The 24,296-nt window shown below is 71.0% G+C and carries 18 protein-coding genes, 1 tRNA gene and 2 pseudogenes; 9 read left to right on the forward strand and 12 right to left on the reverse strand.

What is annotated here, in order from left to right:
• Positions 1-158: 158 nt before the first annotated feature.
• Together SNE206_RS25615 and SNE206_RS25620 are read left to right on the forward strand one after the other, a co-directional pair.
• Positions 159-824 (forward strand): DUF4097 family beta strand repeat-containing protein, encoded by a 666-nt coding sequence (locus SNE206_RS25615; RefSeq protein WP_407915851.1) that lies wholly within the window; start codon positions 159-161, stop codon positions 822-824.
• A 181-nt stretch (positions 825-1,005) separates the two neighbouring features.
• Positions 1,006-1,818 carry an alpha/beta fold hydrolase gene (locus SNE206_RS25620; protein ID WP_407915852.1) on the forward strand — a complete coding sequence of 271 codons (813 nt, stop codon included), beginning with the start codon at positions 1,006-1,008 and terminating at the stop codon, positions 1,816-1,818.
• 83 nt (positions 1,819-1,901) lie between these two features.
• Here SNE206_RS25620 and SNE206_RS25625 read toward each other — a convergent pair whose 3' ends face one another.
• Positions 1,902-3,425, reverse strand: a complete 1,524-nt coding sequence (locus SNE206_RS25625) for a hypothetical protein (RefSeq protein ID WP_407915853.1) — start codon at positions 3,423-3,425, stop codon at positions 1,902-1,904.
• A 210-nt stretch (positions 3,426-3,635) separates the two neighbouring features.
• Between SNE206_RS25625 and SNE206_RS25630 the strand changes: the two genes are divergently transcribed.
• From SNE206_RS25630 to SNE206_RS25640, 3 genes are all read left to right on the forward strand, one after another.
• Positions 3,636-4,319, forward strand: a complete 684-nt coding sequence (locus SNE206_RS25630) for a response regulator transcription factor (RefSeq protein WP_407915854.1) — start codon at positions 3,636-3,638, stop codon at positions 4,317-4,319.
• Positions 4,316-5,419, forward strand: a complete 1,104-nt coding sequence (locus SNE206_RS25635) for a sensor histidine kinase (protein ID WP_407915855.1) — start codon at positions 4,316-4,318, stop codon at positions 5,417-5,419. Before SNE206_RS25630 ends, SNE206_RS25635 begins: the two co-directional genes overlap by 4 nt.
• Before the next feature lie 314 nt (positions 5,420-5,733).
• On the forward strand, positions 5,734-6,723 hold the full coding sequence (locus SNE206_RS25640) for an endonuclease/exonuclease/phosphatase family protein (protein ID WP_407915887.1): 990 nt from the start codon (positions 5,734-5,736) through the stop codon (positions 6,721-6,723).
• A gap of 414 nt (positions 6,724-7,137) precedes the next feature.
• On the opposite strand, the gene SNE206_RS25645 is transcribed toward SNE206_RS25640, so the two are convergent.
• Together SNE206_RS25645 and SNE206_RS25650 are read right to left on the reverse strand one after the other, a co-directional pair.
• On the reverse strand, positions 7,138-8,136 hold the full coding sequence (locus SNE206_RS25645; RefSeq protein ID WP_407915856.1) for a helix-turn-helix domain-containing protein: 999 nt from the start codon (positions 8,134-8,136) through the stop codon (positions 7,138-7,140).
• 532 nt (positions 8,137-8,668) lie between these two features.
• On the reverse strand, positions 8,669-9,250 hold the full coding sequence (locus SNE206_RS25650) for a TetR/AcrR family transcriptional regulator (RefSeq protein ID WP_407915857.1): 582 nt from the start codon (positions 9,248-9,250) through the stop codon (positions 8,669-8,671).
• A gap of 218 nt (positions 9,251-9,468) precedes the next feature.
• On the opposite strand from SNE206_RS25650, the gene SNE206_RS25655 reads away from it, so the two are divergent.
• A complete protein-coding gene (locus SNE206_RS25655) occupies positions 9,469-10,158 on the forward strand; it encodes a nucleotidyltransferase domain-containing protein (protein WP_407915858.1) in 690 nt (229 codons plus the stop codon).
• 102 nt (positions 10,159-10,260) lie between these two features.
• Here the strand turns inward: SNE206_RS25655 and SNE206_RS25660 are convergent.
• Positions 10,261-10,334: transfer RNA gene (locus SNE206_RS25660), tRNA-Met, on the reverse strand.
• 196 nt (positions 10,335-10,530) lie between these two features.
• Between SNE206_RS25660 and SNE206_RS25665 the strand changes: the two genes are divergently transcribed.
• Together SNE206_RS25665 and SNE206_RS25670 are read left to right on the forward strand one after the other, a co-directional pair.
• Positions 10,531-11,109 (forward strand): sugar O-acetyltransferase, encoded by a 579-nt coding sequence (locus SNE206_RS25665; RefSeq protein ID WP_407915859.1) that lies wholly within the window; start codon positions 10,531-10,533, stop codon positions 11,107-11,109.
• A 111-nt stretch (positions 11,110-11,220) separates the two neighbouring features.
• Positions 11,221-11,355 (forward strand): annotated as a pseudogene (locus SNE206_RS25670) (sugar kinase); the annotation flags it as partial.
• A gap of 28 nt (positions 11,356-11,383) precedes the next feature.
• Here SNE206_RS25670 and SNE206_RS25675 read toward each other — a convergent pair.
• The 8 genes and pseudogenes from SNE206_RS25675 to SNE206_RS25710 all read right to left on the reverse strand — a co-directional run.
• Positions 11,384-13,168, reverse strand: a complete 1,785-nt coding sequence (locus tag SNE206_RS25675) for an IlvD/Edd family dehydratase (protein ID WP_407915860.1) — start codon at positions 13,166-13,168, stop codon at positions 11,384-11,386.
• Positions 13,165-14,094, reverse strand: a complete 930-nt coding sequence (locus SNE206_RS25680) for a dihydrodipicolinate synthase family protein (RefSeq protein WP_407915861.1) — start codon at positions 14,092-14,094, stop codon at positions 13,165-13,167. Before SNE206_RS25680 ends, SNE206_RS25675 begins: the two co-directional genes overlap by 4 nt.
• 7 nt (positions 14,095-14,101) lie before the next feature.
• Entirely contained in the window at positions 14,102-14,773 is a 672-nt protein-coding gene (locus SNE206_RS25685) for a GntR family transcriptional regulator (protein WP_407915862.1), read from the reverse strand.
• A gap of 64 nt (positions 14,774-14,837) precedes the next feature.
• Positions 14,838-15,062 carry a hypothetical protein gene (locus SNE206_RS25690; protein WP_407915863.1) on the reverse strand — a complete coding sequence of 75 codons (225 nt, stop codon included), beginning with the start codon at positions 15,060-15,062 and terminating at the stop codon, positions 14,838-14,840.
• 159 nt (positions 15,063-15,221) lie between these two features.
• The gene (locus tag SNE206_RS25695; RefSeq protein ID WP_407915864.1) at positions 15,222-16,733 is read right to left on the reverse strand and encodes a glycoside hydrolase family 28 protein; all 1,512 of its coding nucleotides are present in this window, start codon (positions 16,731-16,733) and stop codon (positions 15,222-15,224) included.
• Positions 16,734-16,845: 112 nt separating this feature from the next.
• Entirely contained in the window at positions 16,846-18,942 is a 2,097-nt protein-coding gene (locus SNE206_RS25700; protein ID WP_407915865.1) for a PQQ-dependent sugar dehydrogenase, read from the reverse strand.
• A 504-nt stretch (positions 18,943-19,446) separates the two neighbouring features.
• A complete protein-coding gene (locus SNE206_RS25705) occupies positions 19,447-21,831 on the reverse strand; it encodes a ricin-type beta-trefoil lectin domain protein (RefSeq protein ID WP_407915866.1) in 2,385 nt (794 codons plus the stop codon).
• A gap of 538 nt (positions 21,832-22,369) precedes the next feature.
• Positions 22,370-22,821: pseudogene (locus SNE206_RS25710) on the reverse strand (IS5 family transposase); the annotation flags it as partial.
• A gap of 367 nt (positions 22,822-23,188) precedes the next feature.
• On the opposite strand from SNE206_RS25710, the gene SNE206_RS25715 reads away from it, so the two are divergent.
• Positions 23,189-24,295, forward strand: a complete 1,107-nt coding sequence (locus tag SNE206_RS25715; RefSeq protein WP_407915867.1) for an AI-2E family transporter — start codon at positions 23,189-23,191, stop codon at positions 24,293-24,295.
• Position 24,296 lies beyond the last annotated feature (1 nt).

Genomic DNA, 24,296 nt, shown 5'->3' on the forward strand with positions numbered 1-24,296 from the left:
CCGATGCCTGACGTTGCGTTGAATTCATATCCATTGCAACGATATTACGACTACCACCTGCACTGATGCCGGACACTTGCAACGACAGTGTTGCCATAACCATGAATGCAACGTAGCGTTTCTCATGTCAGAAACAGTGAGCGCACAAGGAGAGCACGATGCAGAAGTTCGACACCCCCGCCCCCGTCTCCGCCGTCCTGAGCATCCCCGCCGGACGCATCCAGGTCATCGCCGCCGACCGCACCGACACCACCGTCGAGGTGCTCCCCACCAACCCCTCCAAGAGCCGCGACGTCAGGACCGCGGAGCAGACCACCGTCACCTACGCCGACGGCGTCCTGCAGATCCACACCCCCGAGCCCGGGAAGCAGCTCTTCGGCCCCTCCGGATCCCTGGAGGTCACCATCCAGCTGCCCACCGGCTCCCGCATCGAGGCCAGGTCCGCCGCCTCCGAGCTCCGCGGCGTCGGCCGCCTCGGGGACATCGCCTTCGAAGGCGCGTACCGCCGGATCAAGATCGACGAAGCCGCGAGCATCCGCCTCACCGCGGTCGACGGCGACGTCGAGGTCGGCCGGCTGGGCGGCCCCGCGGAGATCAGCACCGCACGGGGCGACATCCGGATCGCCGAGGCCGTGCGCGGCACGGTCGCACTCAGCACCCGGTCCGGAGACATCACGGTCACCGCCGCCACCGGCGTCTCCGCCTCCCTGGACGCCGGTACCGGCCACGGCCGCATCGACAACGCCCTCAGGAACGACGGCACCCCCGGACTCGACATCCGCGCCACCACCTCCCACGGCGACATCACCGCCCGCAGCCTCTGAAACGGCGGACCCGGGACCGCCCGGCCGGCCTGTCCCACCGCGACCGCGATCCCGCCGGTCGCCGGTCCGGCCGGCCGGCCGGCCGCCCCGAGAGACCCGCGATCCGCGATCCGCACCCAGCACCCAGCACCCAGCACCAGGGGAACCCACCCACGACGCCCACCACCACCAGGGGGAACACATGACGAGGAACAGCACCGACCCGACCGACCGGCACTGGACCGGCATGGTGCCGGTCGACGACACGGCCCTGGCCGTCACCGACACCGGCGGCCCCGGCACCCCCGTGATCTACCTCAACGGCCAGTTCGCCACCCAGGGGTACTGGCGACGGGTCATCGCCGAACTGGGCACGGAACGGCGGCACATCACCTACGACGAGCGCGCCCGCGGCAGGAAGTCGAAGCGCTCGGCGGACTACTCCTTCGAGGCCGCCGTCCGGGACGTCGACGCCGTCCTCGCCGCCAGAGGAGTGGACCGTGCGCTGCTCGTGGGCTGGTCCTACGGGGCCTTCGTCGCGGCGCACTGGGCCGGCCGCAACCCGGACCGCACCGTGGGCACGGTCCTGGTCGACGGCGCCTTCCCCCACGACTGGCTCGACGAGGCCATGGAGCAGCGGATCCGCAAGCAGTTCCGGCAGTGGGGCCGGCTCCTGCCGCTGCTGCGCCCGACGGGCCTGACCCCGCGGATGAACGCCGAACAGATGGCGGACAGCAACATCGAGATCGGCGTGATCTCCCGCGAACGTGAACTGGGCCCCGTGCTGGACGGCATCACCGGCCCGGTGCGGTACGTGGTCGCTTCGGGAGCATCCCTGGGAAGCCGCGGTGACGAGCAGGAACGGATACGGCGCAGCCTCGACGCGGTGACCGCCCGCAACCCGAACATCCGGATCAGCGCGAAGGTCGCCGGCAACCACGGTGCGATCCTCCGGAAGGACTTCCGCGCCGTCGCCGGAGCCGTACGCGAGGTCACCGCCCTCGGCCGGGGGTGACGCCTCGGTCAGCAGCGATGCGCCCGCTCCTGACACGTGCCGTCACCCCGCGACCGGGCGGGCGGACCCTGCGGGCCGGCGGGTCAGCGGGCGCCGGGCCGGAACGGCTCCAGGCGCTTGCGCAGCTCGGTGTACTGCGGTGCCCGGGCCGGGAAGAACTTGGTCGCCACCACGCCGATGTCGGCCAGGGCGAGCAGCATCTTCCGGAACTCCTGCTCGGAGCCGGGCAGTTGCTTGCCGACCGCGACGGCCGTCTCCACGTCCCGGGCCAGGTACTCGTCGAGGGTCTCCAGCCCGGCACGTTCGGCCGCCGGTCCGCCGAGGAGGTCCACGGCGTGCGTGGCCATCTCGATCCAGCGGCCGCTGATGTCGGTCAGCGTCGCGATGAGCAGGTCGGAGGCCAGTTCCGCCCACCGGGCCGGGCTCGCAGCACTCACCGGTGCGGCTGCGAAGGCGGCCCGGACCGGACCGAGGGCCGCCCTCTCCACCAGGCGGTCGTTGGCCACCAGCAGGTCGATGACCGGCCTGCGGTTGTCGGTGAACGCCTTGGGCGCCGGGCCGCCGACCGCCGAACCCGCGATCAGGGCACCGATGACGAGGTCGGCCAGCGCCACCACACCGACGCCCGCCACGGCGTACGGGATCTCCAGCCGGCCGGTCGCGGGGTGGTGGACCACCGTCCGCCCCTCGGCGACCGGGACCGGCTCGGCCTCGGCCAGTGCGTTCTTCAGGCCGGTCAGGTAGGTGTGGATCGCCGTGACCGTATCCTTGTCGGTGCCGCTCAGGCCGGTGCGGAGGACACCGGCGGTCCGGGCGCCGATGATGCCCAGGCCCTGCAGCCCGGCCTCGATCTTCAGCAGGGAGGCGTAGTCCGGCTCGGCCCGCCACGCGGGCTCGGTCGTCGCCCACGTGCTGTTGCTGAAGTCGGCCAGCGCCACGCCCATGCTGTCGTTGCTGCGCAGCCAGGCCCGGTTGAGGAGGATGTCCGCGTGGGCCAGCGCCGGCCCGAGGTCGGACACCCCCCTCAGGTTCCACAGAGCCCAGCGCTGGGAGGGGACGCGACCCAGCTTCTGGTAGCGCGCCCACCGTCCCCGGGACCGCTCCGCGAGGAGGGCGAAGGCCTCGGCGAAGGTGTCGGCGTTGCTCTGCACGAGCGTGGCCGGCAGGTATCCCCAGGCCCAGCCGTCGCGGTAGGCGTAGTCCTTGACCGGGTGGACCGAGCCCTCGACCAGGGCGTGGGACAGCTCGTGCACCAGGGTGATCGCGCGGGTGGTGAGCGAGGATCCGCCCTCGGCGACCAGGCTCGGCCGCAGCTCCAGTCTCTGCACCACGGGGTTCGCGCCGCGGGTGATGACGGTGTTCGCGCCCATGGCCGCGGGCAGGCCCTCGTTCACCCTCACGAGTCCGGCCTTCACCAGCTCGTCCAGGCGGGCGCCGAGCCGCTGGAAGCGCGCGTGGAAGACCGTGTAGTCCGGGAGCGCACCCGGACCGCTCAGAACGGTCGTCGACTCCAGCTCGCCCTTGGTGCCCCGGGCGAGGATCACGTCGATCTCGCCCTCCAGCTGCGCAAGGACCTGGTGCTCGGCAAAGCTGAGTTCTCGGCTCAAGGTGATCCCTCTGCAATCGGTGCGTCGACGACATCCGGGGGAAGCGTGGCCCACGGCGATGCACAGCGGATAAACGGGCAGGCACGGCCGACGGCCGACGGTGGCCACGGACCGCGGACCGGCGGCTCCGCCCTCGCGCCCGCCGGCGGAACGATCACGCCGGAGGTTTTCGATATGCCGACGATATGTGCCGACTCGTAGCCTCGGAGCATGCGTGTGCTGATCGTCGAGGACGAACCCTTCATGGCGGAAGCCATCCGCGACGGCCTGCGGCGGGAAGCGATCGCCGCCGACATCGCAGGTGACGGCGGTACCGCTCTGGAGCTGCTGAGCGTCAACGCCTACGACATCGCCGTCCTCGACCGGGACGTCCCCGGACCCACCGGCGACGAGATCGCCAGAAGCATCGTCGCCTCCGGCAGCGGGCTGCCGATCCTCATGCTCACCGCTGCCGACCGCCTCGACGACAAGGCCACCGGGTTCGGGCTCGGCGCGGACGACTACCTCACGAAGCCTTTCGACCTCCAGGAGCTCGTGCTCAGGCTCAGGGCGCTCGACCGCAGGCGTGCGCACAGCAGGCCTCCCGTGCGGGAGATCGCCGGTCTGCGGCTCGACCCGTTCCGCCGGGAGGTCCACCGCGACGGCCGGCCCGTCGCGCTGACCAGGAAGCAGTTCGCCGTGCTCGACGTCCTCGTCGCCGCCGAGGGCGGGGTCGTCAGCGCCGAGGAACTCCTGGAGCGCGCGTGGGACGAGAACGCCGACCCGTTCACCAACGCCGTGCGCATCACGGTCTCGGCGTTGCGCAGACGGCTCGGCGAACCCTGGATCATCGCCACCGTGCCGGGCGCCGGGTACCGCATCGACACCCGGCCTGACACCGGACGGCGGACGTGAGGGAGGAGGGCGCGGAGAGGGCGCCCGGGCTGAGCGTTCGCGTCAAGCTCACCCTCAGCTACGCCGGATTCCTCGTGCTGGCCGGTGTCCTGCTGCTCGCGGCGGGGTGGGTGTCCGTGCGGCGGTTCATGCCCGAGGTGGGAAGCAGCCCCGCGGGAACGCTGGACCGCTCCGATTTCCTGCGCATCTTCGCGTCGGCCGCAGGCATGGTGCTGGTCTTCCTGCTGGTGTTCGGTCTCCTGGGCGGATGGATCCTCGCCGGCCGCATGCTCGCCCCGCTGACCCGCATCACGGACGCCACCCGTGTGGCCGCGAACGGATCGCTCTCCCACCGGATCCGGCTGCCGGGCCGGCAGGACGAGTTCCGCGAACTCGCCGACGCCTTCGACGTCATGCTCGAACAGTTCGAGGCGCACGTCGCCGAGCAGCAGAGATTCGCGGCCGACGCCTCGCACGAACTGCGCACCCCGCTGGCGATCTCGAAGGCGCTCCTCGACGTGGCCCGCAGCGACCCGACACGGGACCTCGGCGAAACCATCGACCGCCTGCACACCGTCAACGCCCGGGCGATCGACCTCACCGAGGCGCTGCTGCTGCTCGGCCGCGCCGGCCGGAGGTCCTTCACCCGGGAACCCGTCGACCTGTCCCTGCTCGTGGACGAGGCCACCGAGACACTGCTCCCGCTCGCCGAGAGGCGCGGTGTCACCATCGAGACCTCCGGCGACATCGCCCCGGCCTTCGGATCGCAGGCGCTCCTGCTGCAGATGACGACGAACCTCGTGCACAACGCCATCGTGCACAACCTGCCCGACGGAGGCACCGTGTGGGTCGACACCGGCGTCCACGCCGGGACCGTGGTGCTCACGGTCGAAAACAGCGGCGAGAAGCTCCCACCGCCCTTGGTCCGGACGCTCACCGAACCGTTTCGGCGCGGCACCGAACGCATTCGCACCGACCACGCAGGTGTCGGTCTCGGCCTGACGATCGTCAAGAGCATCACCCAGGCGCACGACGGATCCCTCACCATCACCCCGCGCCCCGCGGGCGGACTCCGCATCTCCGTCCGACTGCCCGCCCCACCGGCCTCTGCGGTCACCTAGCCAGGTCCGCACGGCGACATCATGTACGGCCGCACGGCCGGACCCCCCCATACACAGCCGCGCAACCGCGCAGCCCGACCACCGACCGCCCGCCCGCCCGACCACCGACCGCCCGTCGAAAAACAGCCTTTCCACGATTTCACAGTTCGGGAATTTGATCAGTGAGTGCATCACGACAGACCACCGCGGCTGCACGGCAGCAGGCCGAGGCCGCGGAGCACGCCGAAACCACGGACACCGCGGAGACCGGACAGGGCCGCGCCGGCCGCCGGGACAACGGCTCCGGCACCCGGCGCGCGGGCCTCCGCCGGGCGATCCGCACCGGCTCCCGGCCGGAACCCTGGAAGCGCGGCCCGGTGCTCGCGGCGCTGGCGCTGCTGCTGGGCCTGCTCATGCTGCTGCACGCGAAGATCACGGACATCGGGGGCCTCGGCAGTCTGGTGGAGACCTTCCTGCCGTGGTTCGGCCTGTTCGTCCCGGTGCTCGCGGTGCCGGCGCTGCGGCGCCGCTCCGCCTCCGCGGCGGTCGCGCTGCTGCTGCCGGTCACGGTGTGGCTGAGCCTCTTCGGAGGAATGCTCGGCGACAAGTCCCACCCGGGCGGCGACCTCACCGTGGTCAGCCACAACGTCGGCGCGGACAACTCCGACCCGGCCGGCACCGCCCGCGACCTCGTCGCCTCCGGGGCGGACGTGCTGGCCCTGGAGGAGATCACCCCGCAGGCCGGGGCCACGTACGAGAAGGAGCTGGCGACGGCCTACCCGTACCACACGGTGCGGGGCACGGTCGGGCTGTGGAGCAGGCTGCCGCTGTCGGACACCAGGACGGTCGACGTCGCGATGCAGGGCATGGCCGGGCCGCTGGCCGCGAACATGTCGGCCGAGGAGAAGGCGGCCACGCCCCGGGCGCTGCGCACCACGGTGGCCACGGACCGGGGGCCGCTGGCGGTGTACGTGGCCCACCTGGGCTCCGTGCGGGTGATGCCCAGGGGAGGCTTCTGGACCGACCAGCGGGACAAGGGCGCGCAGTCGCTCGGCAAGGCCCTCGCCGCCGAGCAGAACGAACGGGTGGTGCTGCTCGGCGACCTGAACGGCACGACGGACGACCGCGCGTTCGCCGGCGTCACCTCACAGCTGCACTCGGCCCAGGACGCGGCCGGGGACGGCTTCGGCTTCAGCTGGCCGGCGACGTTCCCGGTGGCGCGGATCGACCAGATCCTGGTCCGCGGCGTGAAGCCGGAGAGCTCGTGGGTGCTGCCGGCCACCGGCAGCGATCATCTGCCGGTGGCCGCCGGAATCAGCTGGTGACCAGCGCGTAAGAGCTCTGCCGGGCCTGCGGTGACGATGCACCAGCGCTCTCCGCACCCGCACCGGTACCTGCACCTGCACCCGTACCCGCACCCGGAACGGCGCGCGCCCACCCGATATCCGTCATCAGACCGGTGGTCGGGCGTGCCGCGGACGCTGTGCGCCCCGCGATCCGCCCCCACCGGCCGTGGCCACCCACAACCGATCCCATGTCAGACACCTGCTCACTCTCGACGATTCGACTGCGCAGCATCCACCGGGCGGGGCAGCGGCCGACCGGTCCGGTCGGTCCGGCCGGGTCGGGTCCGGGCCGAGAGGGAAGACGGCGTGCTGCCCGTGGTGGCGCCCCATCGAGGGTGTCAGGACATCGCCGGTGCGTGTTGGCGCTGCGTCGCCAGTCCCTTGGCCATGCGTCTACTCACCTGCGCACGCGGACAGCGCCCGGGAACGGTGCTCTCTGGGCGAGAGTCCGTACGCGGCCTGGAAGGCCCGGCTGAAGTCGGAGGCGCGGGTAATGCCCCAGCGGGCGGCCACGGCGTGGATCGGCACGGCGCGCAGCGCGGGGTCCGCCAGGTCGCGGCGTGCCCTCTCCAGTCGCTGGCCGCGGATCCAGGCGGCGACCGTCTCGCCCTGCGAGTGCTGGGTGAACAGGCGGTGCAGGTAGCTGAGGGAGATGTGGTGCACGGTGGCGATGGCGGGCGGGGAGAGTTCGGGATCGTGGAGGTTGCGCTGGATGAAGGTCCGGATGCTCTCCACCATGGCGCGCCGTCGGACGTCGTCCGGCACGGCGGCCTGGGCGTCCAGTTCGCGGGCGAGCCAGGTGGTCACGAGGTCGACGACGACCGTTCCCAGGCGGGGCGCCTCGGCGGGCCCCAGGGCGGCGGCCTGCCGGTCCAGGCCGAGGAGGAAGTCCGGGAGGAGCGCGCCCGCGCCCTCCCGCGTCGGGAGGCTGCGGCTCAGCAGGTCGCGCACCTGGTGCGGCGGGAACGGCAGCAGCGCGGCGGGGAAGTCGACGCCCAGCGCTTCGATCCGGCCCTCTCCTGGGCCGGTGGTGCGGGTGTCGAAGCCCTGCAGGTCGAAGGGGTGGGAGCTGTGGACCATGTGCAGGTCGCCGCGTCCGAAGGTCTCCTGGTGGCGGGCGGCGCCGCGGGTCAGCGCCAGGCCTCCGTCGAGCAGCAGCGTCAGGTGGCACATCTCGGAGTCCGAGCGCTGCACCATGCGCTCGGTCCGCCAGAACCGCGCCGGGGAGAACGACGACCTGAGAAGGCTCACCGGCCCCAGGTCCAGGCTCCGCATGTCCGCATGGAAGTCGTCGGCGTGGGTGGTGGCGACCTCGCTCGCCCGGGTACGCCCGATCACCTCCCGCCAGCAGTCGAACCGCTCCTTCGCGGGAAGGCTTCCGGTCCGGAACACGCCTGCCGTCCCTGCGCCCACGCGCCGCCCCTTCCGGGTCCTTCGCCGTGCCGGACGGACACGGCCTTCTCCACCTGAACATCTGCGCTCCGCGGTCCGCGGTCCGCGGTGCGCAGTGCGCGGTCCGCGGTCCGCCCGCAGCGGGCCGTGATCACCCGCACGTGGTGAGTCCGACTGCTGAGGCTGCGGCGGCCCCACACGAACCGTCCACGACAAAATAGCCCCTGGCCAGCAGTTTCTGACGGACCGTAACCAGACGCATGCGGCCAAGGGGGGATCAAACGGGACCGACCGAGCGGCGGAATGTGCCACACCTCACACACCGGCAGCGCGCACCACCGTACCTCCGGCCCGGCCGCGTCACGGGGAGAGCGCTTGCACCGCCGGTCCGGTGGGCCGTGCCCCGGCCGCCGCAGTACGAGCACCTCGCGAAGTCCTCCTCCCCGCCCCCCGCCCGAGCCTCTGCGACTGCTCCGGTCATCCGGGCGAGCCGCCCGCCCCCTGTCCGCAACACGCCTGTCCGCGGGGGCTCTCAGCCGCTCGGGGCGATTCCTTCGATGAGCAGGTCCAGCCGCGTCCCCTCGCCGTGCGCCGGGATGCGGCCGGTCGCCGACAGGGCGGAGATCCCGTGCAGGGCGGCCCACAGCAGCTCGGCACGCGCCTCGCGTCCCGCGGTCCCCTCGGGCAGCGCCTCCACGAAGGCGCCGAAGGCGGCACGCAGCGCCACGGGTGTCTCCTCGTCGGCGAACTTCAGCTGCGTGGGCATCACGAACATCGCCTGGTAGAGGGCCGGATGCTCGACGGCGAAGCGCAGATAGGCCTGGCACACGGCCCGCAGGCCGTCCGCCGGCCCGCGCCCTCCGGCGGCTGCCCGTGCGTCGCGCAGCAGCTCGGCCAGCTCGGCGAAGCTCTCCTCGGCGACGGCCGCGACGATGGCGTCCTTGCCCTTGAAGTGGCTGTAGAGCACGGGCTGGCTGTACTCCACGCGCTCGGCGAGGCGGCGGGTGGTGACCGCCTCCCAGCCCTCGGCCTCGGCCAACTCGCGCGCCACGGCGAGGATCAGAGCATGGCGCTGGGCGCGCTCCCGCTCGCGGCGATTCCGGGTGACTGACATGAGCGGAATTCTATCATTGCTAGACATCGGGCCAACGCTATGTCAAGCGTCGCCGGAATACCGATCTCGGCTCGGCACCGGCTCGGCACCGGCTCGGCGCCGCGAGAAGGGGAGAGCACCCACCATGCCTGCCGCCGCCGCGCTGCCGTCCTGACCGCGGCCACCGACACGTCCCCGTGAGGGGTGCCTGCGGTCAACGCCGCCCGTAGGCTGGCCGGATGAGCGAAGGACTTCCGGCGGGCGGTGTCGAGCTCACCGACGCCGAGGCCGAGGCCAGATGGAGGAACGCCTGGTCCCCCGCCCAGGTGGCCGCCCGGCTGGCCGGGGTGTCCGCCCCCTGGTACGTCGCCGGGGGCTGGGCCATCGACCTGTTCAAGGGCGAACAGAGCCGCGACCACAGCGACCTGGAGATCGCCGTACCGGCCGCACGATTCCCGGAGATCCGGGCGCGGTTCCCCGGGTTCGCCTTCGACATCGTGGCCTCCGGACAGCTCTGGCGGACACCGGCGCCGGAGGCGTGGGAGCTGACCCACCAGACGTGGCTGCGCGATCCGGCGACCGGCGACTTCCTGCTGGACGTGTTCCGCGAGCCGCACGACGGCCCGGTGTGGATCTGCCGGCGCGACCCGTCGATCCGTCTGCCGTACAGCGCGGTCGTCCTCCGCACGCCGGAGGGGATCCCCTACCTCGCACCGGAGTTGGCGCTGCTGTTCAAGGCCAAGGCCGTCCGGCCCAAGGATCAGTGGGACTTCAGCAGCACCCTCGCGCTGCTGGACGACACCCGGCGGCGGACGCTGGCCGGCCTCCTGGCCCAGGTGCATCCGGGGCACGGCTGGCTGGCGGATCTGCAGCCGGACAGCGCACCGCCTCGCGGCAGTCGGCCCGCCCAGGAGCCGACTGCCGGATGACCGGCGGCCAGAACGGCCCCCGGTGCTGCCGCTGTCGCTGCCGGGATCGTGCTGCTTCAACAAGAACGGCCCGGAACAGTGCGTTCCGGGCCGTTCTCCTCGTAGCGGGGACAGGATTTGAACCTGCGACCTCTGGGTTATGAGCCCAGCGAGCTACCGAGCTGCTCCACCCCGCGTCGGTAGGAGTGACACTACAGGCCCACACGCACACTGACGAAATCGGGCGGTCGCAGCCAGGGCACCGCCGACAGCCGGGACGGGATCGCACCTCGTCTCCGGTGACGCGGCCGCCCGAACCACCGCACACGGAAAGTCACCCCCATCTCCCTTACGGTGACAACCGGCACCCGCCGCCACCGAAGGAGGACCGCCGTGACCGACCACTTCGCCGGGGACGACCGCACCAACCGGGAGCGCATGCTCGCCGGGGACTGGTACATCAGCGACGACCCCGACAGCCGGGAACAGGCCGAACGGGCGGTACGCCTGCAGACCGCGTACACCGCCGCCTACGCCGAGGACCCGGACGCCGCCCGCCCGATCCTGGAGGAACTGCTCGGCCGTCTCGGATCCGGGGCACACGTGAAGCCGCCGCTGTACGTCGACTACGGCACCTATCTCAGCATCGGGGCACGCACCTTCGTCAACTACAACCTGACCGCCCTGGACGTGGCTCCGATCGTGATCGGCGAGGACTGCCAGATCGGGCCGAACGTACAACTGCTCACGCCCGTGCACCCGCTGGAACCACAGCCGCGCAAGGACCGGCTCGAAGCGGCCCGGCCGATCACCATCGGCGACAACGTCTGGCTCGGCGGCGGCGCGATCATCTGCCCCGGGGTCACCATCGGCGACGACAGCGTGATCGGTGCCGGAGCGGTGGTGACCCGCGACATCCCGGCGCGGTCCCTCGCCGTCGGCTCGCCCGCCCGGGTGATCCGCACGCTCTAGCTTGCCGTTCAACGTTCCAGCGGTGAGCGCGGGGACCGATCGGCCAGTGGGGTCTCCGACAGTCGTCGGTCCTTCAGCGATCCGGCCCTGCTGACCGACGGGGGCCGACGGTTGTCCCGTTGCCGGCAGGGCGGCCACCGCACCGGCCAGGTCATCGCCGGCCTGGTCGGCTTCTTCGACCCCGCCATGGTGGTGATCGGCGGAGGTCTCACCGGCCTCGGGCACACGCTGCTCGCGAGCCACCGCCGCCTCGCCGGCGGCCATGAAGCACTCCTCAGCGCGGATCGGGAACCGCGTCCACGCCCGGCGAGGCGAGGAAGTCGAAGTCGCAGCCCGCGTCGGCCTGGGTGACGTGCCTGCCGTAGAGCGCGCCGTAGCCGCGCGTGGACACCGGCTCCGGCGGGATCCAGGCACGACGGCGGTCTTCCAACTCGTCCGGTTCGACGTTCAGTTGCAGGAGGCGACGCTCGACGTCGAGGGTGATCAGGTCACCGGTGCGTACCAGCGCGAGCGGGCCGCCCGCGTGCGACTCGGGGGCGATGTGCAGGACACAGGTGCCGTAGCTGGTCCCGCTCATCCTGGCGTCGGAGAGCCGCACCAGGTCGGTGACGCCCTTCTCCAGCAGGTAGGCGGGAACGGGAAGCATCCCGTACTCGGGCATGCCCGGTCCGCCGAGGGGACCTGCCCCGCGCAGCACCAGGACGGTGTCCCTGGTGATGGCGAAGGCGGGATCGTCGATGCCCTCCCTCAGCTCGGCGTAGGAGTCGAAGACGACGGCGGGGCCGGTATGGCTCAGCAGGTCCGGGGTGGCGGCCAGGTGCTTGATCACCGCGCCGCCCGGGGCGAGGTTGCCGTGCAGGACGGCGAGACCGCCCTCCTCGTGGAGGGGTTCGTCATGCGGACGGACGGCCGGCCCGTGGATCTCCGCGTCCGCGAAGTAGCCGGCGAAGGGATGACCCGCGACGGTGATCCGGTCCGGATGCAGCGCTCCCGGGACCTCGTTCAACTGCCGCAGCAGGGCGGGGAGTCCGCCCGCGTAGTAGAAGTCCTCCATCAGGTACCGGCCCACCGGACGGACATCCGCGAGTACCGGGGTCCGGCGGCCGATGACGTCGAAGTCCTCCAGGGAGAAGGGGACGTCGAGCCGTCGGGCCATGGCTGTCAGGTGGATGAGGGCGTTGGTGGAGCCGCCCAGGGCGAGCACGGTGGCGGCGGCGTCCTCGAACGCCTCCCGGGTCATGACCGCGGCCGGGGTGACGTCCTCCTCGACGAGACCGACGATCCGCCGCCCTGCCGCCGCCGCCATCCGGTGATGGGCGGAGTCCACCGCGGGAATGGCGGAGGAGCCGGGCAGCGCCATGCCCATGGCCTCGGCGGCAGCGGTCATGGTGGACGCCGTGCCCATGGTCATGCAGTGGCCCGGCGACCGTGCCAGGCCGCACTCCACCTGCGACATCTCGCACTCGCCGATCCGTCCTGCCCGGTACTCGTCCCAGTAGGCCCACAGATCGGTGCCGCTGCCCAGCGTCTTCCCGCGGTGATGGCCTCGCAGCATCGGTCCGGACGGGACGAGCAGGGCCGGCAGCCCGGCACTCGCGGCGCCCATGAGCAGCGCGGGTACGGTCTTGTCGCAGCCGCCCATCAGCACCGCGCCGTCCACCGGGTACGACCGCAGCAGTTCCTCCGTCTCCATGGACAGCAGATTGCGGTAGAGCATGGGCGTGGGCTTCTGGAAGGTCTCCGAGAGGGTCGCGACGGGGAACTCCAGCGGGAATCCGCCGGCCTGCCAGACGCCGCGCTTGACCTGCTCGGCCCGTTCCCGTAGGTGCATGTGACAGGGATTGATGTCGGACCAGGTGTTGAGGATCGCGATGACGGGCTTGCCCAGGTGCTCCTCCGGAAGGTAACCGAGCTGCCGCATCCGCGAGCGGTGGCTGAAGGTCCGCAGGCCACCGCCGGTGACGTCGTCGGCGCTGCCGAACCACGCCTCGCTGCGCAGCGGCTTCCCCCGCCCGCTGCCGTTCCCGGCGTCGGCTGCCGGGCTCCGGTGCGCCGTCACAGCCAGCCCTCCGACCGCCACTGTGCGATCAGTCCGCCGATGCCGTCGCGGACCGTCGCCGGCAGGATCCGCGACGGCGGACGCACCGCCCGCCCACCCAGACCGAGCTGCGCCAACGCCTCCTTGACCACGCTGACGTTGTCGGCGGACGCGTCGGCGGCGCGCAGCTCCTCGAAGACCCGCGCCGACTCCCACACGCGCATCGCCTTCGGGTAGTCCCCGCCTCGCAGTGTCTCCAGCAGTGCGAGCGACAACCGCGGGACCACGTTGACCAGGCCCGAGGTGAAGCCGACCGCGCCGGTCGCCCAGTAGCCGGGGGCGTGGAGCTCGGCCAGCCCGGCTATCCACGCGAACCGCTCCAGGCCCGCGTCCCGTGCCACGGACGCGAAACGCACCGGATCGGGGACCGCGTACTTCACGGCGACGATGTTCGGGCAGTGGTCGGCGAGTGTCCGGATCTGCTCGCCGCTCACGCGCTCGTCGCGGACGTAGAGGACGACGCCGAGTTCCGGTACCGACTCCGCGATCGCCCGGTGGTAGTCGATCCAGCCCTCCGCGGAGCGGTAGGGATGGACGGGCTGGTGCACCATGATCGATCCTGCTCCCGCCTCGCGGGCGTGCAGGGCGGCGGCGATCGCTCCCGCCGTGTCCAGGCCGACGCCCGCCACCACCTCCGCCCGGCCTGCGACCGCCGCGACGGTCGACTCCACGGCCCGTCGGGTCTCCGCCTGGCCGAGTGCGTAGAACTCGCCCGTGTTGCCGTTGGGGGTGACCACCCGCACTCCGTGGTCGACCAGCCGGCGGACGAGTGCCGCGTGGTTGTCCCAGTCCACGCTGCCGTCGGCGGCGAAGGGGGTCACCGGAATCGCGATGACGGTGGCGAGTCGGGTACGAAGGTCGTCCAAGAGTGAGGGCTCCAGTTTCATGCCGGTCCTAACTCGCCGAGTTCTCGGGGAAGTTGCGTGCGATGAATGCGCCGATGTGGGCGCGGAGAAGGTCGCCCACCAGTTCGGGCTTCCTGCTCCGCGCGGCCTGCAGGATCGCCCGGTGCTCCCGCGCCTCCATCTCCCAGGAGGGCCGCACCGCCCAGGCGGCGCTGGACACCAGGGCCGTCTGGTCCCGCAACCCGTCCAGACAGCCGATCAGCAGCGGGTTCTCGCAACCCGCGTACAGGGCCCGGTGGAAGTCCCGGTTCGCCAACGAGCGCTCGGCGGCGTCCGCCGCCCGGTCCGCCCGGTCGAGGGCGTCCGCCGCCTCACCCCACGAGCGGTCGGCGCCCGCAGCGGTCCGCGCGGCGGCAGCCGGCTCCAGCAGCAGCCTCATGTCGTACACGCTGCGCGCCAGGGCCTGGTCCACCTCGCGCACCGCTGCACCCTTGTAGGGACTCATGATGACCAGGCCCGTCCCGGCCAGCGTCTTCAACGCCTCGCGCACCGGCGTCTTCGACACGCCCAGTCGTGCGGCGAGCTCGGTCTCCACCAGGGGCTGACCCGGCTTCAGCTCTCCTACCAGGATGGCGTGCTTGACCGCTTCCAGCACCGCCTCGGTACGCGAGGGGAGCGAGCCGGGACGCGGATGGCCGGAGTGGACGAGCGCATCGGACACAGGGCAGGCTCCCAGGAGATCTCATATACGATATGCATGACGCTATGGCTTCGCCGGAGGCCGGTCAAGGGCGTCCGTCGGTTCCGAAGTGGAAGTACAGGGTGCGGGCGTAGGTCCCCGTCGCCGTGTTGGGCCGGCCGACGGGCCCTACGGAGGCGGCGGGGTGGAACTTGTTCCCGATCGCGGGGATGCCGTCGAGGAACGAGAGGTTCCCGCCGGGGAACGGAGCGGCGGCGGACAGCCCCATGGCCGCGCCGAGGGTCAGAAACCTGCGTCGTCGCACATCCATCGGAATCCTCCGGGGACAGGGGTACAGGGGTACAGGGGTGCGAGGAGGTCGCGCTGCCTCCGGATCCCGTCGAGGACCGGTCGGCCCCCGACGGGATCCGGAGGCCGGGGCAGCCGTCAGAGGTGACCACGTCGAGTGCTCCCGCACGGAATCCGGCGGTCAGCAGGTCTTGGTGGAGCCGGTGGCGTTGACGCGCAGGCCGCCGCCGGTGGTGTTGGCGCTGCCGGTCACGCAGTAGCCGTTCACGGCCCGGAAGCCGACGTCGTAGGCGCTGCCGGTGCCGCGCTGCGCGGTGAAGCGGTCGAGGACGACGGCGCTGTCGCCGTCGGCGATGACGGCGGGACGGTTGTCGTCGGCGGCGAACCTCACCGAGGAGTCGGTGAAGCGGATGTTGTCGGCGTTATGGAGGTACCAGCCGTACGAGGGCCGGGTACCGATGCTGGTGGGGTTGTAGCTGACCGCGTCGTTGGAGGGCACGGCCGTGGAGATCGCCGATCCTCCTCCGGGCACCGTGATGTTGACGCCGGCGAAGGTCACCCCGCTGATGCGGCTGCCGCCGGACTCGCCCCACAGGGTGGGGGTGACGCTCGGGCTGTTTCCGGTCGCGGTGACGTTGTCGTAGGTGATGTTGCTGATGTGTCCGACGCCGGGGTTGTTGCCGCAGCGCTTCCTGGCGCCGATCTTCTGGAAGATCGGGGAGTGGACGCCGGTCATGGTGATGTCGCGGTAGTGGACGTCGGAGATGTTCGCTCCGTCCATCGAGACCATGCCCAGACCGGACTTGTTCGCACCGGTGATCCTGATGCCCTGGAACCGGTAGTCGGTGAAGTCGCCGCAGGTCTCGGAGCCGAACATCAGCGCGTTGCAGCACCGGGCGGACAGCTTGGAGTTGCTCACGGTGACGTGGCCGTTGGCCAGCTTGGCGCCGAGTGCGTAGTCGCTCTTGAAGACCAGGGCGTCGTCGTTGGCGGATATGTCGGCGTTGGTGATCCTGACGTTGGTGGTGGAGATGATGTTCCAGCCGTCGCGGTCGCTCGCCGTGTCGATGACGAGGTGGTCGGAGACGACCTGGTCGCAGTTGTTGATCAGTGCGGCGAAGTGGCCACCGCGGCGCAGGGTGATGCCGCTGAGGGTCAGGTTCCTGCAGCGCGTCAGCGAGATGATCTTGTCGGCCTGTCCTGCGCCGGGGTCGACGCTCGCGGTCAGGTAGCCCATGCCGTCGATCGTTCCGGAGCCGGTGAAGCCGATGCCGGAGACGTTGTCGCCGTAGAACATCGCGTCGTGGAAGTGGCTGTGCCCGTAGTCCTGGTAGGCGTCGTACGGATTGGGTTCGGCGGCGTCGTAGGTGGCGGCTGTCGATCCCATGACGGTGGAGCCGGCGTCCAGTTGGATCGTCACGTTGCTCTTGAGGTGGACGGTGTTCTTCGACTTGTAGGTGCCGGCCGGGAACTCCACGATGCCGCCGCCGGCGGCGTTGGCGGCGTCGACGGCCTTCTGGATCGCGGGGCTGTCGTTGACGTGGCCGTCGCCCAGGGCGCCGTAGGCCCTGACGTCGAAGACGGCCGCGGCCGCGGCCCGCGGTGGTGCGCTGCCGGCGTGCGCGGCGGTCGACCCGAACAGGCCGATCACCAACGTGATGACGGCACCCACCAGGATGCTGGTCCGGTTCATGTCTCCCCGATTCGTCGATGACGCGTCAGCGGTCGTGATGCTGCTGGCGTGTGATGCGGAGGGCGCCCGGCCCGGGGGCGTCGTCGGGGATCCTCCGGGCCGGGTGCCGGTGTCAGCCGAGAGCGACGTGGAAGATCTTCTCGTCGCTGTTGTCGGGGATGCTGTCCTTGTCGCCCTTGGTGCTCGTGGTCAGCCACAGGCCGCCGTCGGGGGCGGGTTCCACCGTGCGCAGCCGGCCGTAGGTGCCGTTGAAGTAGATCTGCACATCGGTCAGTTCGGTGCCGCTGATGACTTCGCGGTACATGCGGGTGCCGCGTTCGCAGGCCACGTAGAGGACGTCGCGGACGACGGCGATGCCGGAGCAGGAGCCGTCGGCGGTGGTGTAGGCGTGCTTCGGGGCGATGTACCCGGCGGTGCCGCAGGTGCCGCTGGTTCCCTCGCAGGCGGGCCAGCCGTAGTTGCCGCCCCTGGTGATCAGGTTCGTCTCGTCCATGACCGAGTTGCCGAACTCCTGCTCCCACAGGCGTCCCTGGGAGTCGAAGGCCAGCCCCTGCGGGTTGCGGTGCCCGTAGCTCCAGACATAGGTGCCGAACGGGTTGTCCGAGGGAACGGTGCCGTCGGGGTTCAGGCGCAGGATCTTGCCGTTGAGGCTGTTCCTGTTCTGCGCGTTGTCGCCGTTCTGCGCGTCGCCGGTGCTCGCGTAGAGCTTGCCGTCCGGGCCGAACCGCAGCCGCCCTCCGTCGTGGAACTTGTTGCGCAGGATGCCGGACAGCAGGACCTGCTCGCTGCCGGGGGTGAGCTTGTCGTTCTCCAGCTTGATCCGCACGATCCGGTTGTCGGTCGGCGAGGTGTGCATGATGTACAGCCAGTGGTCGGTGGCGAAGCCCGGTGCGATCGCCAGGCCGGTCAGGCCGCCCTCGCCGTCGGTGTTGTCGACGTTCGGCACGGTGCCGACGGTCGTCTTCGCCCCGGTGGCCGGGTCGAGGTGGACGATGGTGTGGGCGTCGCGTCGGGTGTAGAGGATCGTCCCGTCGGGCAGAGTTGCCAGGCCCCAGGGGATGTCGGTGTCGGTGGCGATCTGCGTGACGGTGCACACCGGGCTGCCGCACGCGGCGCCGGTCTTCACCGTCGCGGTGTTGCTGTGGGCGGAGGTGTTGGCCTGGGCGTCGCGGGCCACCACGTAGTAGGAGTAGGTGGTGTTCGCGGTCAGTCCGCTGTCGATGAAGGTCGTGGCCGGCGGGGTCGTCCCGTTGGCGGTGACCGTGCCGGCCTTGGTGCTGCCGCGGTAGATGTCGTAGTACTTGACGCCGATGTCATCGGTGGAGGCGGACCACTTCAGGGTGACCGTGGTGCCGGAGACCGTTCCGGTGAGCGACCCGGGCGCGGTCGGCGGCCGGGTGTCGACCTGGCACTGCGGCACGGTGATCGGCACCGTCGAGCTGGCCTGCGAGACGTTCCCGGCCGCGTCGCGGGCGTTGACGTACAGCCCCCAGGTGACCCCGGGGACCACCGTCAGGCTGGTCGACAGGGTCGTTCCGCTGAGCGACTTCATCAACTGGCCGTCGTGGTAGACGTCGTAGAACGCCACTCCGGTGTTGTCGGTCGACGCGTTCCACGCGAACGTCACCGAGTCGCACAGCAGGTTGCCGACCCGCGGGTTGCCCGGCACCGTCGGCGGCTGGGTGTCACCCGCGGTGGTCCTCCACCGCTGGTTGGTCTGGCCGTTGCACGTCCACATCTGCACCAGGGTGCTGTTCTCGGTCTTCGCGCCGGCCACGTCCAGGCACAGCCCCGACTGCACGCCGGTGATGGTGCCGTCGCTGTTGATCCTCCACTTCTGGTTGGTGGCGCCGTTGCAGGTCCAGATCTGCACCAGGGCACCGGCGGTGGTGGAGTTGTGGGCCACGTCCAGACACTTCGGGCTGTCGTAGACCCGCAGCTCACCGGCCGAGGTGAAGGTCCATGCCTGGTTGGCCTTCGAGGAGTCGCAGTCGTAGATGTTGATCCCGGTGCCGTCGGTCGTGCGGTTGCCGACCACGTCCAGGCAGCGGCCCGACGCGACGGAGGTCACCGGGGAGCCGGTCGCCGCGGACGCGGTGGAGGGGCTGGTCGTCACGGTGGCCACCAGGGCCGCGACCATGGCCGGCGCGGCGACGGCGGCCGTCGGCCATCGGCGATGGCGCCGTCTGTGCAGGGCTTTACCGAACACGGAGATCTCCTTGCGGATCGATGAGGAACTCGGGAGCGGATGCGCCGGCCCCGTGCGGTGCCCGGGGGCCGACAGTGCGGACGGGGGCCGTTCGATCAGCTGCGGCGCACCTCTGCGCCCGCGCTGTGGGCATCCGCGTGGTTCCCGGACCACCTGGCGTGTGGCGCTGTCCACGGACGGGGTGCCGTTGCGCCGGACGCCGGCACGGATTCCGGTGCATGGCCGTCGGGCGACGTCGTGCTCCACCGGCGGCCCCGGCGGCCGGTGCCCGTACCGCTGCCGACGCTGGGGGAAGCCGCCTCCAGGGCGGCCGGCATCGCAAAGTGATACATCATATCTTTTCTCCGTCGAGGAGCGGGGGCCGTGAGGGAGTCGTGGTGCCGGCTGCGGTGGGGACTCCCGGCCGGGCGGCCGGGCGTATTCCGTGTGCGGGAGTACGCCCGGCCCGGGTCGGCCGAGAGAGCCGTGCCGGGAACGGTCCCGGCGAACGGCTTCAGGGCCGGGTCATGACGCGGCGGGGACGTTCCACCTCTGGTTGGCGCCGCCGTTGCAGTCCCAGATGTTCAGCTTGGTGCCGTTGGCCGTGTTGGAGGCGGGGATGTCCAGGCAGCGGCCGGAGGCAGGGTTGACCAGGGTGCCGTTGCTGACGGTCCACCGCTGGTTGGCGCCGCCGTGGCAGGTCCACAGGTCCACCGCCGAGCCGTTGGCGGTGGCGCCTCCCGCGACGTCCAGGCACAGGCCGTTGACGGTGACCGCGCTGTTGCCGACGGTCCACTGCTGGGCCGGGGATCCGTTGCAGTCCCAGATGTCGACGGCCGCGCCCGGCGTGGTCGAGGAGGTGTAGTCGTCCAGGCATTTCGCGGTGTTCAGGGCGGTGGTGACCGGCCCGGTCGCGGTACCGCCCGCGCTGCCCGAACCCGGGGTGATCGAGAGGTTGTCGAACTGGTCGGTGCGGTAGCCCTGGATGCCGAGGCCGGCCTGTCCGGACTGGAAGGAGGAGTCGCCGACCGTCCCGATCTGGTTGCCGTCGGCCTTGGCCGTGATCTGCGAGCCCTGGAAGGCGAGGGACAGGTTGTGCCAGGTGCCGGTGCCCAGCGCGGTGGTGGTGCCGGTGGCCAGCGTGTGGTTGGAGCCGTCGGTGTACATCTTCTCGATCCACCACTGCCCGGTGTCCCGGATGCGCAGGTAGTACGCGTTCATGTGCGACTGCGGGCGCTTCTGGGTGTTGGCGCGGCCGATCAGCTCGGTGGTGCCCGCACCCCGCAGGAGGACGTCGGCGCTGACGGTGTAGTTGGACCAGGTCGTGTCGCCGATCAGCGCGTAGGAGTCCGAGTCGTCCTGCCACTCGATCGGCTTGACCGGTGCCATCTGCTGCACGCACTTGCCGGAGCGGCCGGTGCAGGGCTGGACCTCGTAGGAACCCTGCATGTCGGACAGGTACGTGGCCTCGGTGCCGTTGCCGTAGCCGTCGAAGTTGTCGGCGTAGGGCAGCGCGAGCGGGTGTGCGGCCGGCGCGGTCGCCGTGCCCTTGCCCTGGCCGGTCGTGGTGCTGACCGTGTAGACGTACCCGGGCTGCATCGTCAGCGAGTAGGAGCCGTTGCTCGGGGTGATGTCCTGGGTGTGGACGAAGGACGTCGCCGGGCTCGGCGAGTTCACCCTGGTGGCCCACACGTGCACGGTACCGGTCGACAGGCCGCCCTGCACATGGAAGTTGGCGGTCTGCGTCCCGGTGGAGGTGGTGGTCTCCAGGATGGTGGAGTAGTCGGAGTTGGTGTTCGACCTGATCGTCACGTACGTGCCGTTGGACTCCGTGCCGCCGAGGTAGCCGGAGGCGGAGTCGATGAACTTCCAGCCCGGCCGGGTGAACTGGGTGACCTGGGCGGTGGCCCAGGTGCTGGCGCCGATGGTGTAGTTGCCCGACCAGGGAGAGCTGGCGGTGGCCAGGCCGACGGTGCTGTACGGCAGGTTGGGGTAGATCGCGGCGATCAGCGGCCAGTTGAAGTAGCTGGTCATCCTGGCGTCGGTGTAGCCGCGGGTGATGGCGCGGATCAGCGCCGGGGTTCCGCTGTCCATGTCGTTCGAGCCGCCCTCGCTGGCCCACAGGGGCTTGCCGCTGTTGCGGGCGGTGGTGGTGGTGGAGCATGTCTTGGCGATGTCGTCGTTGCCGTACCCGCAGGGGTAGTGGGCGCCGATGACGGCGACGGCGTTGTTGAAGGCCGAGTCGGCAGCCATGTCGTCGGCCACGTCCCAGCCGCTGTCGTCGGCGACGAGCTTCACACCGGAGTACCCGGCGTTGTCGAGCGCCGTACGCAGTTGGACGAACCAGTTGGCGTCGTGGCCGCGTTCGTTCCAGCCGCCGAGGTAGCTGATGGTCAGGCCGTGCTGCTTGGCACAACCGAGCCACGAGATCAGGTAGTTGATGGTGTCGGTGGACCAGAAGCCGCCGTTGATCCATCCGGGCGCGGTCCACGCCAGCCCGTACAGGCCGATGGCGGGGTTGCGGGCCCTGGCCTGCTCGGCCAGCCAGAATTCGTAGCCGGCGTTGCAGTTGATCACGCCGCGGCTGTGCTCGATCGACGGCTCCGAGCCGTCGGTGGAGTTGGCGTCACCGCCGATCTCCACCTTCAGCAACTGCAGGCTCGCGCCGTATCCGGGCTTGAACAGGTAGTCCAGGATCTGCGCCTGCTGGGCCGCCGGATAGTCCTTCAGCAGACGGGAGTTGCCGCCTCCGCCGCTGATCGCGCCGATGCCGTCGAACGTACGGCCGCCCTGGCTACCGTCGACGGTGATCGTGGTCGTGGCGGCCTGGGACGGAGTGGCGCCGACCGCGAGCATCGCGGCGATCAGCCCTAACAACCATAACGGGAGGAGCTTGCGGGTGTACTTCACCTGAAGGACCCTTCGGCTGGGGATTCGTGCACGGCACGTGGATGGTGTGCACGCGTCGGTGGACGTGCGGCGTTTCGGTGCTTCGGCGCTTCGGTGCTTCGGTGCTTCGGTGGCAGGGACGGCGGCGGGGCCGCGGGCGGTCGGCCGGCGGCGCCTACCGCGGCGGAGGGCATGCCGCTACGGAGCTGTCCGCAGATCGCGGCAACCCGCCCCACCAACAACCAACATGTTCAAACGGTATGCAACACATGACATCCCCGGAGCGCAGCGGCGTCAAGGGGTGGGAGGCCGATATCGCCGCGCGGTCGGCCATCGCATCCACGTCGGCGCACGAGGGTTCGACCGGTTACATCCGTCACTCGGAAGGCGCGTCGGCCCGCCGGGCCTGTTGTCGATGCCGGCCCTGCCCCCCCCCGGCTGGGTGGACCGCCGTCCCACCGCTTCGCTCGCGTCCCGAAGCGGAGAGGGGTGCGGTCGTGCCTGCCGGCGCCTGTCTTCAAAGGTTGGATCCGGAGCAGGATCGAGGCGATGGTGACGGTGGCCTGGTCGATGCGTCGCGGGCCGGATGGATCCTGGCGCTCAGTCCGCCGCGGGACCGACCGAGGGCGTGATCGTCCGTTTCGCCCTCCGGCCCGTCCCCCCTTCACCGGCGCCCGCGGCGTGCTGGTGGGCCCGCACCACGGTGGAGTCCACCGACACCAGCCAGTCGATGTCGCCCGCGGCGTCCTTCTCGGCCTGGACGGCCTGCAACATCCGGGAGAACGTGCCGTCCAGCGCCCACCTGCGGAAACGCGTGTACAGGGTCTGCCAGGAACCGTAGCGTCCCGGCACGTCCCGCCAGGCGGTACCGGTCCGCAGCTTCCACACGATGCCGTTCAGCACCACCCGGTCATCCGCCCGAGGACGTCCCGTCCCCGACCGCGGCAGAAAACGGGACAGCACCTCCCACTCCACATCCGAAAGCTCGTGTCGGCGCACCACACCCCACATGATTCCACGCCAGCCTGAACCCTTTGAAGACAGGCTCCGGTACTTGTCCGGCGTGGTGGGCTTCGCCGGTCGTCCGCGGCATGTGCTGACGGCGGCGAGGAACCGCAGCCGCGGCTGCTCGAAGGCCGCCTCGACGAGGTCCTGAGCCTGCTCCCCCGGCGCGGGCGCAGGGGCCCGGCCCCGCAGGCGGCCCGCCGGGTGAAGGAGCGGGCCGGGGCGGGCCTGCGTCGGCGCGGGAACAGCCCGCGCGGTGCTCCAGCCGCTATCCAGGGTTCATGCCACTTTCGCGCCCCACCACTCCCCCGCCGCGCGGCCGGATCCCGGCCCGGCGGGTATCGGCGGTACCGGCGGGGGACGGCGGTGCGGCGTGCCGGTGAGGCGGCCGGGGCGGGCCCGGCCCGACCGCCCGGCGGCGGACGGCACCGGCGCACCGGCGGGGCTGCGGCGCCTCTCCGACTACGCCTGGCGGCTGCTCGTCCTCGCGGGGGCGGCCTACCTGGTGCTGATCGTCCTGGGGAAGTTCCACCTGATCACACTGGCGGCCTTCCTCGCGATGGTGATCACCTCGGTCATCAGGCCGCTGGTCGACCGGGTCGCCCGGGTCCTCCCCCGCCCGCTCGCGGTGCTGACCGGCCTGGCCGTCGCCCTGCTGGTGCCGGCCGGGCTGCTCGCGCTGGTCGGCGAGACAGTGGCGAACGAACTGTCCGGCCTGACCAGGGAGTTCCAGGGCGGCCTCGACCGACTGGAGAAGGCACTGGAGGGAGCCCCGCTGCACATCGCCCACGGCACCTTCGACGACCTCCAGCGCAAGGTCTCCGACTTCGTCGCGGAGCACCGCTCCACCCTGATCAGCACCGCCGTCAGCGGCGCCGGCCGGGTGGTCGAGGTGGCGACCGGCGCCGCGCTCGCCCTCTTCATGTCGGTGTTCTTCCTGCACTCCGGCGAGCGGATGTGGCGCTGGACGGCCGGCCAGCTGCCCGCCGCTGCCGGCGACCACCTCGACCGGGGCGGCCGCGCGGCCTGGCGGACCTTCGCCGGCTACACCCGCGGCATCTTCATCGTCGCGATCAGCAACGCCATCATGGTCGGCATCGCCCTTCTCCTGCTGCGGGTTCCACTGGCCCTGCCACTGACCGTGCTCGAATTCTTCGCCTCCTTCGTCCCGCTGGTCGGCTCGCCGATCGCGATGCTGGTCGCCTCGCTGGTGGCACTGGCCGCCCGCGGGCCGGTGATCGCGATCGTCGTCCTCGCGCTGATCGTGGTGATCGGCCAGATCGAGGGCCACCTGCTGCACCCGCTGGTGATGAGCTGGGCCGTCAGCCTGCACCCGGTGGTGGTCGCGGTCTCGGTGCTTGTCGGCAGCATCTCGGCCGGGGTGATCGGCGCGGTCGTCGCCGTCCCCGCGGTGTCGGTGGTCTGGTCGGTGTACGCCGAACTACGGGGCCCGGAGCGGCCGGGAGTGCCGCCGCCCTGAC

The sequence above is a fragment of the Kitasatospora sp. NE20-6 genome, from assembly GCF_045862635.1.

Bases quoted from the DNA above. Each gene is read 5' to 3' on its own strand.
- SNE206_RS25615 (WP_407915851.1), top strand. From the start codon at position 159: ATGCAGAAGTTCGACACCCCCGCCCCCGTCTCCGCCGTCCTGAGCATC.
- SNE206_RS25620 (WP_407915852.1), top strand. From the start codon at position 1,006: ATGACGAGGAACAGCACCGACCCGACCGACCGGCACTGGACCGGCATG.
- SNE206_RS25630 (WP_407915854.1), top strand. From the start codon at position 3,636: ATGCGTGTGCTGATCGTCGAGGACGAACCCTTCATGGCGGAAGCCATC.
- SNE206_RS25650 (WP_407915857.1), bottom strand. From the start codon at position 9,250: ATGTCAGTCACCCGGAATCGCCGCGAGCGGGAGCGCGCCCAGCGCCAT.
- SNE206_RS25655 (WP_407915858.1), top strand. From the start codon at position 9,469: ATGAGCGAAGGACTTCCGGCGGGCGGTGTCGAGCTCACCGACGCCGAG.
- SNE206_RS25680 (WP_407915861.1), bottom strand. From the start codon at position 14,094: ATGAAACTGGAGCCCTCACTCTTGGACGACCTTCGTACCCGACTCGCC.
- SNE206_RS25690 (WP_407915863.1), bottom strand. From the start codon at position 15,062: ATGGATGTGCGACGACGCAGGTTTCTGACCCTCGGCGCGGCCATGGGG.
- SNE206_RS25695 (WP_407915864.1), bottom strand. From the start codon at position 16,733: ATGAACCGGACCAGCATCCTGGTGGGTGCCGTCATCACGTTGGTGATC.